The organism is Arthrobacter sp. UYCo732, from assembly GCF_040547265.1.
GTDB lineage: Bacteria > Actinomycetota > Actinomycetes > Actinomycetales > Micrococcaceae > Arthrobacter.
Window position 1 is genome coordinate 98,257 of the sequence record NZ_JBEPPJ010000003.1, and the last position, 16,264, is coordinate 114,520.

The 16,264-nt window shown below is 64.8% G+C and carries 15 protein-coding genes; 10 read left to right on the forward strand and 5 right to left on the reverse strand.

The window, feature by feature from the left end; genetic code table 11:
- Positions 1–77 precede the first annotated feature (77 nt).
- From ABIB45_RS06715 to ABIB45_RS06730, 4 genes are read left to right on the forward strand one after another with little or no spacing between them, the layout of a single operon-like run.
- The gene (locus ABIB45_RS06715) at positions 78–1,037 is read left to right on the forward strand and encodes an aldose 1-epimerase family protein (RefSeq protein WP_354215134.1); all 960 of its coding nucleotides are present in this window, start codon (positions 78–80) and stop codon (positions 1,035–1,037) included.
- Positions 1,038–1,077: 40 nt separating this feature from the next.
- Positions 1,078–2,391, forward strand: coding sequence for an AI-2E family transporter (locus tag ABIB45_RS06720; RefSeq protein ID WP_354215135.1), 1,314 nt, complete (start codon positions 1,078–1,080; stop codon positions 2,389–2,391).
- Between the two features lie 48 nt (positions 2,392–2,439).
- A complete protein-coding gene (gene ilvA, locus ABIB45_RS06725) occupies positions 2,440–3,678 on the forward strand; it encodes a threonine ammonia-lyase (RefSeq protein ID WP_354215136.1) in 1,239 nt (412 codons plus the stop codon).
- Positions 3,679–3,686: 8 nt separating this feature from the next.
- The gene (locus tag ABIB45_RS06730) at positions 3,687–4,298 is read left to right on the forward strand and encodes a rhomboid family intramembrane serine protease (RefSeq protein WP_354215137.1); all 612 of its coding nucleotides are present in this window, start codon (positions 3,687–3,689) and stop codon (positions 4,296–4,298) included.
- 208 nt (positions 4,299–4,506) lie between these two features.
- Here ABIB45_RS06730 and greA read toward each other — a convergent pair whose 3' ends face one another.
- Entirely contained in the window at positions 4,507–5,001 is a 495-nt protein-coding gene (gene greA, locus ABIB45_RS06735; protein WP_354215138.1) for a transcription elongation factor GreA, read from the reverse strand.
- 152 nt (positions 5,002–5,153) lie between these two features.
- Positions 5,154–5,612 carry a DUF4307 domain-containing protein gene (locus ABIB45_RS06740; protein WP_354215139.1) on the reverse strand — a complete coding sequence of 153 codons (459 nt, stop codon included), beginning with the start codon at positions 5,610–5,612 and terminating at the stop codon, positions 5,154–5,156.
- Between the two features lie 198 nt (positions 5,613–5,810).
- On the opposite strand from ABIB45_RS06740, the gene mca reads away from it, so the two are divergent.
- The 4 genes from mca to ABIB45_RS06760 all read left to right on the forward strand — a co-directional run bounded on the left by mca (position 5,811) and on the right by ABIB45_RS06760 (position 11,200).
- Positions 5,811–6,716 carry a mycothiol conjugate amidase Mca gene (gene mca, locus ABIB45_RS06745; protein ID WP_354215140.1) on the forward strand — a complete coding sequence of 302 codons (906 nt, stop codon included), beginning with the start codon at positions 5,811–5,813 and terminating at the stop codon, positions 6,714–6,716.
- A gap of 113 nt (positions 6,717–6,829) precedes the next feature.
- The gene (locus tag ABIB45_RS06750) at positions 6,830–7,144 is read left to right on the forward strand and encodes a hypothetical protein (RefSeq protein ID WP_354215141.1); all 315 of its coding nucleotides are present in this window, start codon (positions 6,830–6,832) and stop codon (positions 7,142–7,144) included.
- A 560-nt stretch (positions 7,145–7,704) separates the two neighbouring features.
- Positions 7,705–8,619, forward strand: a complete 915-nt coding sequence (locus ABIB45_RS06755; RefSeq protein ID WP_354215348.1) for a bifunctional lysylphosphatidylglycerol flippase/synthetase MprF — start codon at positions 7,705–7,707, stop codon at positions 8,617–8,619.
- A 337-nt stretch (positions 8,620–8,956) separates the two neighbouring features.
- Positions 8,957–11,200, forward strand: a complete 2,244-nt coding sequence (locus tag ABIB45_RS06760; protein WP_354215142.1) for a thioredoxin domain-containing protein — start codon at positions 8,957–8,959, stop codon at positions 11,198–11,200.
- Here ABIB45_RS06760 and trhA read toward each other — a convergent pair.
- Entirely contained in the window at positions 11,193–11,915 is a 723-nt protein-coding gene (gene trhA, locus ABIB45_RS06765; protein ID WP_502909124.1) for a PAQR family membrane homeostasis protein TrhA, read from the reverse strand. The genes ABIB45_RS06760 and trhA overlap by 8 nt on opposite strands.
- A 153-nt stretch (positions 11,916–12,068) precedes the next feature.
- On the opposite strand from trhA, the gene ABIB45_RS06770 reads away from it, so the two are divergent.
- Together ABIB45_RS06770 and phoH2 are read left to right on the forward strand one after the other, a co-directional pair.
- Complete coding sequence (locus ABIB45_RS06770; protein ID WP_354215350.1) at positions 12,069–12,830, forward strand: isoprenyl transferase; 762 nt, start codon at positions 12,069–12,071, stop codon at positions 12,828–12,830.
- A 303-nt stretch (positions 12,831–13,133) separates the two neighbouring features.
- Positions 13,134–14,558 (forward strand): RNA 5'-3' helicase PhoH2, encoded by a 1,425-nt coding sequence (gene phoH2 / locus ABIB45_RS06775; protein ID WP_354215143.1) that lies wholly within the window; start codon positions 13,134–13,136, stop codon positions 14,556–14,558.
- Positions 14,559–14,719: 161 nt separating this feature from the next.
- On the opposite strand, the gene ABIB45_RS06780 is transcribed toward phoH2, so the two are convergent.
- Both ABIB45_RS06780 and ABIB45_RS06785 read right to left on the reverse strand, forming a co-directional pair.
- Complete coding sequence (locus ABIB45_RS06780) at positions 14,720–15,370, reverse strand: GNAT family N-acetyltransferase (RefSeq protein WP_354215144.1); 651 nt, start codon at positions 15,368–15,370, stop codon at positions 14,720–14,722.
- 51 nt (positions 15,371–15,421) lie between these two features.
- Positions 15,422–16,216 (reverse strand): hypothetical protein, encoded by a 795-nt coding sequence (locus ABIB45_RS06785; RefSeq protein ID WP_354215145.1) that lies wholly within the window; start codon positions 16,214–16,216, stop codon positions 15,422–15,424.
- Positions 16,217–16,264: the final 48 nt, after the last annotated feature.

The following is a 16,264-nucleotide window of genomic DNA, read 5'->3' on the forward strand; positions in this document are numbered from 1 at the left end:
AAAAAGAATGGATTCAAACAAAATATAACAAAAGGCGGTGATGGCAGGACCGTCCAGCCACCTGTACGGTGGTGCCCATGACTTCGAGCACAACCCCGGACGCCAATGTTCCGTCCGGTTTCCAGACGTACGCCACCGGCAGGCAGTATGAGATCCGCAGGGGTGATGCCCTGGCAGTGGTGACTGAGCTCGCGGCGGGCCTGCGGCTCTACAGCAAGGCCGGCGTGCAGCTGACCGAGACCTATGGTGATGCCGAGATTTCCCCCGGGGCCGCCGGAATCACCCTCGCCCCCTGGGCAAACAGGGTGGAGGACGGGGTCTGGTACTTGGACGGGAAGAAGCAGCAGCTCGACATTACGGAGGTTTCCCGGAACAACGCCAGCCATGGCTTGCTCCGCAACTCCGCCTACAACCTCGTGGACGAGTCGCAGTATTCGGTGACCCTTGAAGCGGCAGTATTTCCCCAGCATGGCTACCCTTTCCTGGTGCGGCACCGGGTGCAGTACCTTCTGGCTGAAGATCAGGGCCTGGAAGTCCGCCAGACGTTGATCAACGGTTCCAAAGCGCCGGCTCCGTTCGTTCTTGGGGCCCACCCGTACCTGCGGCTCGGTGAAGTGGACATGGACGATCTCACCCTGACTGTCGCCGCCGACACCCGGCTCGTGGCGGACGAGCGGCTGATTCCGCGCAGCTCGGAGCCTGTCGCCGGCGACAGCGATTTCCGCTCCGGCCAGCGTGTGGGGGACCTTGATATCGACGTCGCCCTGACAGACCTCGCGTTCGACGGCGGTTCGGCCCGCCACACGCTGAGCGCGTCCGACGGCCGCTGCGTAACGCTGTGGCAGGACGAGGCCTGCCGCTACGTCCACGTCTTCGTCACAACCCAGCTGCCGGGCAGGCCCAAGGCGGTGGCCATCGAACCCATGACCGGTCCGGCCAACGCCTTCAATTCAGGTGACGGACTGCGTTGGCTGCCGGCGGGCGACTCGTTCACTATGACCTGGGGGATCAACTCTGTCCTGGGCCACGCCGGGTAGCCGTTTCGCATAAGGGCCGTGGCTGCGGAAGTATGAGGTTATGACGCCAGCCGACGACGCGACCCCCTCCGCTTCAACTTCCGACCGGCAGACACCGGACACAGCCTGGCCTGTTGAAAATCCCCGTCCGCCCCGCGTGCGTGCAGACCGGGAGCTTGACCTGGACATCCCGTACGGTGTCCGCATCGCGGCGTCGTGGGCCTGGCGGATCGGCCTGATCCTGCTGGTTGCCGGAGCCCTGGTCTGGTTGCTCAGCCGGATCAGCTTCCTGATTATCCCCGTTATGGTGGCCGCGCTCCTGGCCGGGTTGCTGAGCCCGGCAGTGCGCTGGCTGCGGAGCAGGCGCCTGCCAAACGGCGCCGCGGTGGCCATCACCATAGTGGGCTTCATCGGGCTCATAGCCGGCGCCCTCGCCCTCGTCGGCCGCCAGTTGGCCTCAGGCTTCGGCGAACTCTGGTCGCAGGCGCTGACGGGCGTCAAGCAGGTCCAGGACTGGCTGGCTGACGGGCCCCTGCACCTGACGGCGGACCAGATCGATCAGTACCTTAAGGAAGCCTCCACTGCCCTGCAGGACAACAGCAGCAGCATTCTCAGCGGCGCCTTGTCCTTCGGCAGCACCGCAGGCCACTTTGCCGCCGGCCTGGTCCTGGCCCTCTTCATCCTGATCTTTTTCCTTCTTGAAGGTGACCGGATCTGGGCCTTCCTGGTCCGGTTGCTTCCACGGAACGCCCGCGCGGCAACCTTCGGTGCCGGCCGCCGGGGATGGGCGTCCATGGTCAGCTATGCGCGGATCCAGATGTTTGTGGCGTTTGTTGACGCGGTGGGGATCGGCGTGGGCGCCGCCATCATCGGTGTGCCACTGGCCCTTCCGCTGAGTGTGCTCGTCTTTATTGGCTCCTTCATCCCGGTGGTCGGTGCCCTGGTGACCGGAGCCATCGCCGTCCTCCTGGCGCTTGTGGCCAACGGTCCTATCAACGCCCTCATCATGCTGGCCATCGTCCTGCTGGTCCAGCAACTGGAAAGCCACATCCTCCAACCCCTGGTGATGGGCAAAGCGGTGGCCCTGCATCCGGTGGCGGTCATCCTCAGCGTGGCGGCGGGATCTTACCTTGCGGGCATCCCCGGGGCGCTGTTCTCGGTGCCCATTCTTGCCGTAGCAAACTCTGCGATTCGCTACATTGCCGCGAGAACGTGGGAACATGAACAAGTGCTGGTTACCCCCGGAGGGCCAGTGACGCTTGGCCCGGAATCTGGTGACACCATCAGGGTAGCCCGGTTGCCGGGTGCCAGGTCAGCCCGCGGCAAGGACGCCGCAGCCAGCACATATGCATCCAATCCGGACCACCAGGCCTGACCATCGGCCCGGGCGCCGGAGCCGAATCCACCCCAAGGAGAACTGTCCGTGAACACCCTCGAAACCCTTCCCGTCACGCTGGACGATGTCCTGGAGGCGCAGAAGCTGCTCGAGGGGATTATTACGCGGACACCGGTGGAATCGTCGCGGGCCCTCGGCACAATGGTGGGCGGTGAGGTCTTTTTCAAGTGCGAGAACCTGCAGCGGGCCGGCTCTTTCAAGGTCCGCGGTGCGTACGTGCGGATGGCAAGGCTCTCACCCGAGGAGAAAAAACGTGGTGTGGTTGCCGCGTCGGCCGGAAACCATGCCCAGGGCGTGGCGGTAGCTGCGAAAAGCCTGGGCATCAAAGCCCGCATCTACATGCCCCTGGGCGTCGCGCTCCCCAAACTTGCCGCCACCCGCAGCCACGGCGCTGAGGTGGTCCTGCACGGGCACAATGTGGATGAGGCACTGGCCGAGGCGCAGCGCTACGCCGACGAGTCCGGCATGGTGTTTGTGCACCCCTTCGACAACGTGGATGTGGTGTCCGGCCAGGGAACAGTCGGACTGGAAGTCCTTGAGCAGATCCCAAACGTGGACACCATTCTCATGGGCGTGGGCGGCGGCGGGTTGCTGGCCGGTGTTGCCGTAGCCGTCAAGGCGCGGGCCAGGGAGCTGGGACGTGAGATCCGGATCATCGGTGTCCAGGCCGAGAACGCAGCGGCCTATCCGCCGTCGCTGGCCGCTGACGCCCTGGTTCCGCTGAAGAAAGTCTCCACCATGGCCGATGGCATCGCTGTGGGCCGTCCCGGCCAGCTGCCGTTCAGTATCATCCGTGAACTCGTGGATGACGTGGTCACCGTCAGCGAGGATTCCTTGGCGCGCGCGCTGATCTTCCTGCTCGAACGGGCCAAACTGGTAGTCGAACCTGCGGGGGCCGTGGGGGTTGCCGCGCTGATGGACGGGAAGATCGAAAACCCCGGCACAACGGCCGTCATCCTGTCGGGCGGCAACATCGATCCGATGCTCATGCTTAAGGTCATCCAGCGCGGCCTGTCCGCCGCTGGCCGCTATATGACCGTGCGGATGATGCTTGATGACCGGCCTGGTTCGCTGGCCACCATCGCCCGGATCATTGCCGAGAACGACGCCAACGTGACGGGGCTGGACCATACGCGCGTGGGCGGCTCCATCAGTATGGGCGACGTCTCCATCACCGTGAACCTCGAAACCAAGGGCCACGAACATTGCGAACAGGTCCTCGGCGCCCTCCGCGCCGAGGGTTTCCAGCCGATAGTTGTGCATTAGGAGCGGCCATGTTGGATGCCTTGGGGGACGGCCAGCCAAGGAGCCGGCAAACCACAGCCTCGCGTGCCAAGGGCGGGCTGCTGGTCTCCGGCGGCTTTGTTGCCCTGCTCTTTGTGATCGAAGTGATCAACATGCTGACCCTGCATGCCCTGAACAGGACGTTTGGGCTGCGGCCAAGGTCTGCGGAAGGGCTCCTGGACATCTTCACGTTCCCGCTGCTTCACGCCAACCTGAACCATCTGCTGTCCAACGCCCTGCCGCTGGTCATCTTCGGCTTCCTGGTGTTCCTTTCCGGTCTGCGGGTGTTCCTGACGGCCCTGGCGTTCAGCTGGCTGGGCTCAGGGCTGACAGTGTGGCTGATCGGCGACGGCGGGATCACCGTGGGGGCCTCCGGATTGGTTTTCGGATTGTTCGCCTTCCTCCTGGTCCGTGGGTTCTTCAACCACAGCTGGCGGCAGATTCTCCTGGCTGTCGTTCTCTTCATGGTCTACGGCAGCATCCTGCTGGGGGTGCTGCCCATCATGGGCGGCTTCGTCTCCTGGCAGGCGCACCTCGGCGGAGCCGCGGGCGGAGTAGGCGCAGCCCTGTTGCTGCGCCCCAAGAACGCCAGCGGCCGCTAACCATCCCAGCGCAGACCTCCGCCGCCGTCGGCCCCTAAGTTTTTGTCCAGATAATGCCCCGTTCGGGCCGCCAAAGTCCCAATAAGTGGACAAAAACTCTCGGGGGTGGCCCGGGGGCCGCGTTCTCAGGTGCCGGCGCCCCAACGCAAAACGCCGGCCCCCTGACGGGGGCCGGCGTTGGTGAGGTTAAGGCGAGCGAACCTGCGCGTCAGCCTGTGTAGGGCTTGGCGGAGAGAATCTCCACCGTGATGTCCTTGCCGTTCGGAGCGGTGTAGCTGAGCGTCTCGCCCTCCTTGTGGCCGACGATTGCGGCGCCGAGGGGTGACTTCTCGCTGAATACGTCCAGATCCGAGTCGCCGGCGATTTCGCGGGACCCCAGCAGGAAAGTCACTTCGTCGCCCGCGATCTTGGCAACTACAAGCATGCCGGCCTCGACGATGCCGTCATCAGCCGGGGCTTCCCCGACATGGGCATCGCGCAGAAGCGCCGTCAGTTGGCGGATCCGGGCTTCAATCTTTCCCTGCTCTTCTTTGGCCGCATGATAGCCGCCGTTTTCCTTGAGGTCGCCCTCCTGCCGGGCAGATTCAATCTTCTGGACGATCTCCGCGCGGCCAGCGCCGGAAAGGTGGTCCAGCTCTGCCTTCAGGCGGTCAAAAGCTTCCTGGGTGAGCCAGGCTGCAGGCGCGCTGTTGGTGGTAGACACGGACTTCTCCTAATGGTCATACATGCAAAAGACCCCGCCACGTGGCCACTTGTGGAACTCAGTAACCAGCTCAGCGGGGTAAAGGGTATTGATTCATTGTAGTCAAAACTGTGGAGATAACCCAACGCGGAAGCGGCGCAGATCACATGCTGTTACTTATTGCTGCCCGGAACCCAGCAACTATCCACCACTCCGGAAACGGAAAGCGACTCCGTCCGCACTGTTAAGCGCTGCGACACCGTCCGGCCACCGTCGGCACTGTTGCCCGGCACCACGGGCGGGACGTCCACCACTTTCCAGCCCACCACGGCGAACTTGGAGTCCAGCGCTTTCACCGCACATTTGACGGCCAAGCCCGGCTCCCGGGTGACCTGGAAATCAATCTCTGCCTGGGTGGCATCGATGGTGCTGTAGCCGATGTCCTTGAACGTTACATGAGAGCCAACGGAGGACGTGGAGACCCAGGCCATAAAACCTACCCCGGCAGCCAGGGCTGCCACCGCGATGCCGCGCTTGGCCCCGCGAGGGAGGGGCCGCTTTTGACTGCCATAACGATTGGCTAGGCTAGTGCCTGCAGGAGGGAACACGGTGGGCTGATCCTGGGTAGTCACCAGTCCAGTTTAGTTCGGATCCGGACCGTGCCTGTCCGAACGGATCATGCGGCCGGTCCGGGCATCCCCGTACTGCCCGGTTTCGTCCAATATCCGATCCATCCAGCAGCCAGTTAAGTCCAGCAGCCGTTAAGTCCGTCAGCAAGCCCACCCTGAGGCCGCCGCGGCAGCCTCACAAGAATAAGGAGCCGTCCGCCGATGACAGCGTCCACTCACTCCCCGGCTCCGCTCCGGCTGCTCGCCGTCCATGCGCACCCGGATGACGAGTCCAGCAAGGGCGCGGCCACCATGGCCATGTATGCCGCCACCGGCGTCGAAGTCATGGTGGCCACGTGCACCGACGGATCCCGCGGCGATATCCAGAATCCCGCAGTGGAGGGGGAAGCCCATCCCAAGCGGGACATGGCCGGGGCGCGGCGGCTGGAGATGGAGCAGGCGGCCAAGGTGCTGGGCATCAGGCAGCGCTGGCTGGGGTTTACGGATTCGGGACTGCCGGAGGGGGACCCGCTGCCGCCCATGCCGGCCGGCTCCTTCGCTGTGCAGCCGCTGGAGCGCGCCGCTGCTCCCTTGGTGCGTCTGGTCCGCAATTTCAGGCCGCAAGTAATCATCAGCTACGACGAAAACGGGGGATACCCGCACCCTGACCACATCATGGCCCACCGGGTCGCAGTGGAAGCCTTTGCGGCGGCGGGCGATCCGGCCCGCTATCCAGGCACGGGACCGGCTTGGGAACCCAGCAAGCTCTACTACGACAGGGCCTTCAGCCCGGAGCGGTTCCGTGCACTGCACTTCGCCCTGGAGGACGCCGGGCTGCGGTCTCCCTACGCCGAGCGGCTTGCTGCGTGGCTGGAAACGGACGCCGAGGGCCACACCCCGCCGCCGGGCGTGCATGCCACCACCACGCAGATCGATTGCGGTGACTTTTTCGAGGCCCGCGACGACGCCCTCCGTTCGCACCGCACCCAGGTGGACCCTCTGGGGTTCTTCTTCGCTGTGTCCGCCGAGATGCAGCGCCGGGTGTGGCCGTGGGAAGACTATTCGCTGATCGAGTCGAGGGTTCCCGCGTCCTCCCCTGAGGAGGACCTTTTCGCCGGGCTAAGATAGATGCGGCAGATTATTCTATGCCGCGTAGAAAAGCCGGGGATGATCCGGGTTCCCGCGGACCCGGATGCGGATACTGTCTCCGGCTGCCATCAGTTTCCATAGAAAGTTAAACTGTGCATCACTTGCTCCTCGCACTGTCCACCACGCCCTCGCCCCTGCCCACGCCCGGCCTGCGCGAGGGTATCTCCGAGGACCAGATCACCCCGGGCCTGTGGGGCTTCATCATGACTGCCTTTTTTGTGCTGGCCACCACGCTGCTGATCGTGGACATGGTCCGGCGCATCCGCCGGGTCCGTTACCGGGGCCAGGTGGAGGAGGAACGTCAGGCAGCGGCCGAGGCAGCGGACATTGAAGCTGAAGCCGTCCGGCATCCTGCGAAGAACCGCCGCCAACTCCGGGCCCAGGACGGCTCCGACACCAAGGACTAGAGCGAGCCGAACTCCAGCGGCCCCATAGGGCCCGCCACTGCAAGGACATGTATTGAAGAGTCCGCCGGAGTTCGGCGACCGCCTTCCCGGCGCCGGTGACGGGGCGAATTTTCGGTGGCTTGTCTGCGCGGTCCGGGGGACCGTCGTGTCCCTGGCCGAGCGGATCGGCACCTGTCGGCAGCCGAGCCCACCTCTTTGAACGACAACGCCTCAGATTCAGCCACCAGACGTGGCGATGCCCGCTCTTGGCAGCCCAAAAGACTTAGCCAAGGGCATAAGCAAGTGTTGCTTCCGCGAGGAAACGAGTATCGCTTACTCGTGTTCAAAAGCCTCGCCTAGCCGTTTACTAGGGAGTGCCTATGAGGTGGAAACCTTTCCAAGCAATGGTTCTCTCCCCGCCCTCGCCGGCACCTGGCCGCCGTCATAGAGGAATACACATGGAAGTCTGTTGAGTCCTTGACGGTCCGCGTCCGCGAGGATCACGAAGCAGGGATACGCGGATAGTCAACGCCTTGGTCCGGGACGTGGTCCTGACCGGGCTGGAACTCCGGGGTCCGGCCATGAAAGGAGTGCCCCCTGGTGCAGACACTGTTGTTGGTCATGACCGCGGCCCGTGCTTCTACTCTGTGGACCGGACACTGCGCGACCAGGCGGTATCGGTCGGATGGGGCTCGGTGCAGATTGCACAGGAGACAATTCTTTCCCTGGACTCAGTGTCATTCGAGGGGAAGAAGTTCCAGGACGTCCGTACCGCGATGAACAATGCGGCAAAAGCGGGTATGCGCGCCGAATGGATAACTTACAGCACGGCTCCACTGCCCCTGCAAGCACAGATCCAGGAGATTTCCGAAGAATGGGTTGCAGATAAGAAGATACCGGAAATGGGCTTTACTCTGGGGAGCCTGGATGAACTGAAGGACCTGGAAGTGCGGTGCCTTCTCGCCATCGACGATCGTCACATTGTGCATGCTCTCGCCTCATGGCTGCCTGTCTACCGGAACGGAAGCGTCATTGGCTGGACGCTGGATTTTATGCGTCGCCGCAGCAGCGGCTTCCGCCCCGCCACCGAATCTCTCATAGCTTCCGCCGTACTCAGCCTCAAAAAGGATGGCTATGAGTTCATCAGCCTCTCTGGGGCGCCTCTGGCGTGGGCGAGCGCCGAGGCCCCCCGGCCAACGACGGCGGCCCCCCCTGGTGCTGGAGGCCTCGAACGGATGCTTAACTGGTTGGGCGCAACACTTGAACCGATCTACGGGTTCAGGTCCCTTCTGGCTTTCAAATCGAAATTCCAGCCCCGCTATGAGCCGCTCTATATGCTCTACCCCGACGCGGCCGCCCTGCCCACCATCGGCAATGCCGTCACACGCGCCTATCTGCCGGCCGTCAGTTTCGGAGTAAGCCTGGCACTGGCGCGCCGCATACTGCTGGGCGGCGGCAAGGCTGCGGCCTCTGCGCGCGAAAGCACCCGGCCCTAAAGCTTTGGATTGCTCCGACATCAAGGCCCGCGTCCGGAAGCTGCACAACACCGCGAGACCACAAAACGCCGCCACCGAAACGCAGTAGATCACGTTGTTACCCGTGGTGCGTGCATGCGTAAGTGCGGTGGGGTAGAGCCGGTGTGCTGTGATAACCAACGCAAGCCATGCGGCGCCTGGGGTCCACGCGGGCTCAGACAACTTCCGTAGACTGTAATTGCAGGCCCGGTTTCCCGCGGTGGGGAGCCCTGCCCAAGTCGGCCAGCGGAGCGAACGAAATGCACGCATCGGGAGCGCCGGTTCCGTCGGTTGTCCCTATGTGAAGGGATGTACACCAATGAACGAACGCCGTGGCTCTGTTCCATCCGGCCTCCAGGGCGCAACCAACATCCTCGGCGCTGAACCCTCCGCCTACCTCCGCCAACACGCGGACAACCCAGTGCACTGGCAGCCGTTCGGCGCGGAGGCCTTTGCCGCCGCAGCCGCCAGCGATGTCCCGGTGTTCCTCTCCATCGGGTATGCGGCCTGCCACTGGTGCCACGTGATGGCGCACGAGTCGTTCGAGAACCAGGAAACCGCCGACTACTTGAACGCGCACTTTGTGGCCATCAAGGTGGACCGGGAAGAGCGTCCCGACGTTGATGCCGTTTACATGGCCGCCACCCAGGCCATCAGTGGCGAGGGTGGGTGGCCGATGTCCGTCTTCCTCACTCCGCAAGGACTCGCCTTCCATGCCGGAACCTACTTCCCGCCGCGGCCAATGCCAGGCCGGCCTTCCTTCCGGCAAGTGCTCGAAGCAGTCCAGGAAGCGTGGCAGGAACGGCGCAACGCGGTGGAACAGCACGCCGAATCGTTAGCGCAAAGCCTGGGCGATGCGCAGCTCTCGGCCGCTGTCACGGTGTCCGGACCACCACCCATGCTGGACGCTGAACTGCTTCCTGCAGCCGTGGCAGCCCTGGCCCGCTCCGAGGACGCGGCCGACGGCGGCTTTGGCGCCGCCCCGAAATTCCCGCCGTCGGCCGTGCTGGAGTTCCTCATCAGGCACGCGGCGGTTCCCTCGGACACCGCTGACGCCGCCCGGGACATGGCGGGCCGGACGCTGGCGGCCATGGCGCGATCGGCGGTGTTTGACCAGTTGGACGGCGGCTTCGCCCGGTACTCAGTGACCCGTGACTGGTCAGTCCCGCACTTTGAAAAGATGCTGTACGACAACGCCCAGCTTCTTCGCGACTATGTGCACTGGGTACGCCTGGGCGGCAACGAGGTATTCCCCGCGCCGGAAGCGGCGGAGGTGGCCGCGCTGACCGCTGAATGGCTGCTGGAATCCCTCGGCCTCGGCCCCAAGGACAGCGAGGACAGCAAAGCCGGCGCTAAGGGTGACGGAGTCGGCGCTGGCGTGCGGCAGCCGGAGGCTCTCGCGTCGTCCCGCGATGCCGATTCGGTGATGGACGGTGAACACCATGAAGGCGCCAGCTACCTGTGGACCAACGAGGGCCTGCGGAAGGCGCTGGGCGCCGCCGACGGGGCAGCCGTTGCCCGGCTGATGAATGTGGGCCAGGAAGGTACCGTCTCGGCGTACGGTTCGCCATTGCACCCGGCCCGGCGTCTGGACCCTGCCGAAGAGGATTTGTGGCGCCGGGCCCGCCCCACACTGCTGGCCGCCAGGAACCTGCGGCCGCAGCCTGCCCGTGACGACAAGGTGGTGGCCGGCTGGAACGGGCTCGCCGTTGCTGCCCTCGCAGAAGCCGGAGCAGTGCTGGGCCGGGAAGACTTGGTGGCCGCGGCCGAGTCAATCGCCGGTTACCTTGAACGTGTCCACTGGCAGCCGGCCACTTCAGGGCTGGTCAGGGTTTCGCACGCTGGGACCGCCCGGGGGATTGAGGGGCTGCTCGAGGATTACACGTTTTGCGCCGACGGGATGTTTGCCCTCTATGCCGTCACTGGCCGGGCTCGCTGGTACCGCTTCGCCGAACAGTTGGTGCAGGCGGCCACCGGCCGTTTTGTGGTGGCCGGACGCCTGGTGGACAACGCCGGGGGAGACGGCCAGGTCCGGGCGGCGCAGGGCGGCCAGGCCGGACTCGACCCTTTCGACAACGCCACCCCCAGCGGCGCCGCGGCGTTTGCCGGGGTTCTGCTCAGCTACGGAGCCCTCTCTGGGTCCGCGGTGCACCGCGAACTCGCCGGCCAGGTACTCGCGCTCCTGCCTCCGTTGGCGGGCCGGGCGCCGCGGGCGGCTGGCTGGCTTCTGGCGACCGCGCAGGCGGCCCTCGCGGGCCCGGTGGAGGCCGCCGTCGTCGGACCGCACAGTCCTGAAAGGACGGCACTGCACCGCGAACTGCTGAAATCTGCCAGCCCTGGCCTGGTGATAGCGGTGGTGGACGACGGCGGCGCGGAAGTTCCGCCGTCGGACGCTCCTTCGGGTGGGGAGCCTGTACCCCTGCTGGCAGGCAGGCCGGCTGGTCCGGGAGGATCGCCGTTGGCCTATTTGTGCCGGAACATGGTGTGTGAACATCCTGTGGACACGCCGGCAGACCTGCGGGCGCGGCTCCTGCTGATGGCGGGGCAGGGTCCAGTCAGCTGAGGACGGCGATGAGGATCGCCGCGAAGTGCGCGCCGAAGGCGAGGACGGTCAGGGCGTGGAAGAGCTCGTGGAAGCCGAAGTGCTTGTAACTGAAGTTGGGCTTCTTGAGCGCGTAGAAAACGGCGCCGGTGATGTACAGCACTCCGCCGACGCAGATGAGGATGGCCGCCGGTACGCTGGCGGCGAAGAATTCCGGCAGGTAGAAAAGCGATCCGCAACCCAAAGCGATGTAGATGGGTACGTACAGCCAGCGCGGGGCGTCCGTCCACAACAGCCGGAAGAGGACGCCCAGAATCGCGCCGGACCAGATGACCCAGAGCAGCAGGACGGCCTTGGGCTGCTCCAGCAGGGACCACGCCAGGGGTGTGTAGCTGCCGGCGATCACCAGCATGATGTTGGTGTGGTCAAGGCGCTTGAGGACAATTTTGGCGGCGGGGGACCAGTTGCCACGGTGATAGATGGCGCTGATGCCGAAGAGGAGGACGCCGGTGGCGGCGTAGATGGCCGAGGCGATTTTTCGGTCGGTGGTGGGGGCCACGGCCACCAGGATGATGCCGGCTGCGAGGGCCAGTGGTGCGGCGACAGTGTGGATCCAGCCACGCCATTTGGGCTTGATCGTGAGGAGTTCGGCCAGCCGGACCGCGGCGGCATCAACACGGCTCTGGCCGCCGTCCGAGCCTGGTGCCCGGCGGCCGTCGGGGGTCTGGCTTTTCATGCCTCCAGAATATCCTTCGCAGATTAAGTTACTCACAGGTAACAATATGTGACGGTCTCCGAAGCCCGTCGCGGCGCATCGGTCCCGCCCGCGGACGGTAGCCTAGGATGTGCAATGCCGTCGATCAGCAACGGAAGTCAGGTGAGTCATCTCGTGGAATTGGGCGGGTTCCTTTATGGCTTCTACGAGAGGCGGCTGCTCCGGGAGATGGCGGGGGGCCGCATTCCCAAACACATCGGCGTCATGGTGGACGGCAACCGCCGCTGGGCAAAACAGTTCAATGCGCCCACCAGCCAGGGCCACCAGGCAGGCGCAGACAAAATCCATGAATTCCTCGGCTGGTGCCAGGAACTTGGGGTCAAAGTGGTCACGCTGTACATGCTGTCAACGGACAACATGAGCCGCTCGTCCGAAGAGCTGGATCTCCTGATGGGGATCATCGCCAACACCCTGGACCGCCTCGATGAGGATGCCAATATCTCGGTGAACGCCATGGGCGCCCCGGAGCTCCTGCCCGACTACCTGGCGGACCGGCTCAACAAGCTGACGGCCAGGACGCCCGTGCACGAGAAAATCCACGTCAACGTTGCGGTGGGGTACGGCGGACGCCGGGAGATTGTCGACGCCGTGCGTGAACTCCTGCACGACGCCGTCGCCAAGGGCACTGACATCTCAGCGCTCGCGGACGACCTCTCCGTGGACGATATCTCCCGCTTCCTGTACACCCGCGGCCAGCCCGACCCGGACCTGGTGATCAGGACGTCCGGTGAGCAGCGGCTGTCCGGGTTCCTGATGTGGCAGAGCGCCTACAGCGAATTTTACTTCTGTGAGGCCCTGTGGCCGGCTTTCCGCAAGGTGGACTTCCTGCGGGCCCTGCGCGACTACGCCGGCCGGCAGCGACGCTTCGGCACCTGAGCCGGGCGGTTCGGCACCGGAGCAGGGCGCCGGGGTGCGGTGCGCATCCGGCCGGTGCGCCGGCGTCGGGCCGTTAATCTTGAATTCACAAGCCGGCAACAAGAATCGCCGCGCGATGGTTCCGGAAACTACTTGGCATGGATTTACGTTGTAACCATCAGCAGGCAAAACCGCCGGCTGTTCGGGGAGGCCAGTACATGGAGCGGATTTTCGCACCGGTTGTATGGGAGGCCGAGTCCGGCCTTCAGGCCGAACCGCCTCACCAATAACAATTCCGGGCATGTTCCCGGGGCTGGAGTCGATGTGGCTATTTCTGAACAACTGCCCGAGGTCGTTTCCGAGGGACAGAAAGCTACCTCTCGCACCACGCGAGCCACCACAAAAACCGGTGCGGCCAAGAAAGCTGCGGCCGGTTTTGCTGTCTCCGAAAGGGATGCCACCATCAGCAGCTTCGTTATTGACACCTCCGTCCTGCTTTCGGACCCGCGGGCGCTGCTCCGGTTCGCCGAACACGAGGTTATTGTTCCCATAGTTGTGATCACGGAACTTGAGGCTAAGCGGCACGACCCCGAGCTGGGCTACTTCGCCCGCAAGGCGCTCCGGCTGCTCGATGACCTCAGGGTGAAGCACGGCGGCCTGGGCCAGCCCATCCCCATCGGCGACGACGGCGGCACACTGATGGTGGAACTGAACCACATCTCCGCTGAGGTGCTTCCGCTCGGGTTCCGCAGTGGCGACAATGACAGCCGCATCCTTGCCGTGGCTAAGAACCTGGCTAACGAGGGCCGGAACGTCACCGTGGTTTCGAAGGACCTGCCCATGCGGGTAAAGGCCTCCGCCATGGGCCTCACTGCCGACGAGTACCGCAACGAACTGGTGCGCGATTCCGGCTGGACAGGCATCGCCGAGGTGGAAGCCAGCGAGGACGAAATCAACACCCTCTACGGCCACGAGCCGGTCTTCATCCCGGCTGCCGCAGAAATGCCGGTCAATACCGGTCTGGTTCTGCTTTCCAACCGGGGTTCAGCCCTGGGCCGGGTGGGCGCTGACAAGCAGGTCAGGCTGGTCAAGGGCGACCGTGACGTGTTCGGCCTGCACGGACGCTCGGCCGAACAGCGGCTCGCCATCGACATGCTGATGGATCCCGCCGTCGGCATTGTGTCCATCGGCGGGCGGGCAGGCACCGGCAAGTCCGCGCTGGCCCTCTGCGCGGGCCTGGAAGCGGTGCTGGAACGCCGCGAACACCGCAAGGTGATCGTCTTCCGCCCGCTGTACGCCGTCGGCGGCCAGGAGCTCGGCTACCTGCCGGGCTCGGAATCGGAAAAGATGAATCCCTGGGCGCAGGCGGTCTTCGACACCCTGGGCGCCCTGGTCAGCCAGGACGTCGTGGAAGAGGTCATGGATCGGGGCATGCTGGAAGTCATGCCGCTGACCCACATCCGCGGCCGCTCCCTGCACGATGCTTTCGTCATTGTTGATGAGGCCCAGTCACTGGAGAAGAACGTCCTGCTCACCGTGATGAGCCGCATCGGCCAGAACTCCAAAATCGTCCTCACCCATGACGTCGCCCAGCGCGACAACCTGCGTGTGGGCCGGCACGACGGCATCGCCGCCGTCGTCGAAACCCTGAAAGGACACCCGCTTTTCGGCCACATCACCCTGACCCGCTCCGAACGCTCACCCATCGCAGCCCTGGTCACGGAGCTGCTGGAAGGGGCCGAGATCTAGGCCTGGGAGTGTACGGGACCGTGGCCTGGTTCGTCGGGCCACGGTCCTTCCCCGTCGCTTAGACACGTCGTATGGGGACCCCTCCGGTCGCTGGGCGACCTACGGCGACCGATGCGCCGCGATGCGCTCCTACGAGAAGGCCCGGGGCCCGCGTCGTGCGATCAGGTCACCTTCAGAAACTTCGCCGCCGGCTCGTGGCCTTCCACCTTGAGGGTCCAGTCGGGGCGCTTGAACGTTGCCGGGGTGACGCTGACCTTTTGGACTTCTTGCATGGTGCCGCCCCAGGACTGGCGGGTGATGCCGTTGAGTTCGTAGCCGAGGGAACGGGACACGCCCAGGGAAGCGGCGTTCCAGGCGGCGGCTTCCGATTCGGCGACTTCGGCTCCCAGCCAGTCGAACGCGTAGAGCACGACGGCGGCGCGCATCTCCTTGCCCAGTCTTTGGCCGTGGACGGAGTGCTTGAGCCATGAGCCGGTGCTGACGGTCTTGAGAGTTGCGAAGTCCTTGGCACCGATGTCCTGGCAACCGATGAATTGGCCCTCGTGCCAGATGCCCAGGAGGAGAGTCCAGTCCTCGGGGGTGGCCTGGCCGCGGCAGCGCCAGTACCACTGCGCCATGTTGGTGCCCAGCGTGTCCGCGGGGAGTTCCGTCCACGGGGTGCTGAAGGGGTTCATGGCGGGATCGTGGACTCCGCTGGCTGCCGCCGCGACGGCGGCTGGAATGTCGTCGTCGGTGATGGGGCGCAGCATCAGCCTGGGTGTGGTCAGCTGCAGTGCTAACAGTGGCCAGATGCAAGTCAGGGCGGCGGTCATCAGGGAAGCCTAGCCGACGGTGGGAAGCCGGTCCTGTCATGCGGGTAGCGGCTAGGCGCCGATGTCCCAGCTGATGTGGCGGCGGACGTCCGTGAGGTTCATGGACTCGGCGAGGAAGAGGTCATCCAGCATGTATTCGTCAAGGGCGATGATCCGGATCCAATGGCCATAGTCCGGTGTTGGCCCCTCCAGCGACTGACTGGCGACACAGACGCTTGTCTCCAGGTCGATGCGCACACGGTTGGGGCCGGGCTGGCAGAGCGGCGCTGCGGGATCCGTGGCACGGTAGGAGGCGGTAGGCGTGACCGTTGCCTCCAGTGCCGACCGGCCGTGGTGATCCACTCGGCGCACGTTGTCCACCGCAACCGCGTTGGACCCGGGGAATTCGAGGGGCGCAGGCGCGTTCCCCGCAAGTTCCACGGGATCGAGGGCGGCCGAGAAGCGGCCGTTCCCGAAGCCTGGTTCGCCGTACGCGGCTTCCGGTCGGCGCCTGACCAGGCCGCCGTCGTCGTAAACGGGCGCCACGAGGTGAGGCGGCAGCAGCCAAGATTTCCGTGTTGAACTGATGTACAGCCCGTCCCTGGAATCATTGATGCCGGTAGTGCTGTGGAGGACAAGACGGTCAGCGGTCTCTAAACGGAGCGCCCCGGGCCGCCGCAGCCAAGCCCGGACCAGCGGGGCTGCAGGATCGGGAGCCTCGGCGAACGGCTCATCCCAGTATTCAAACCGCAAGGACTGCCACTTCCAAGGGGAAGACCGGCACAGGTTCCGGAACATTGCGGTCAGGTCAGTGGCCGCGGCACTGCCCTCCGGATCCGGCCGGCGCCTGGTGTCCCATGTCGACATATCCACAGTTTACGCGTGGGCTCTGCGGGCCTGCGCCAGAATCCAGTA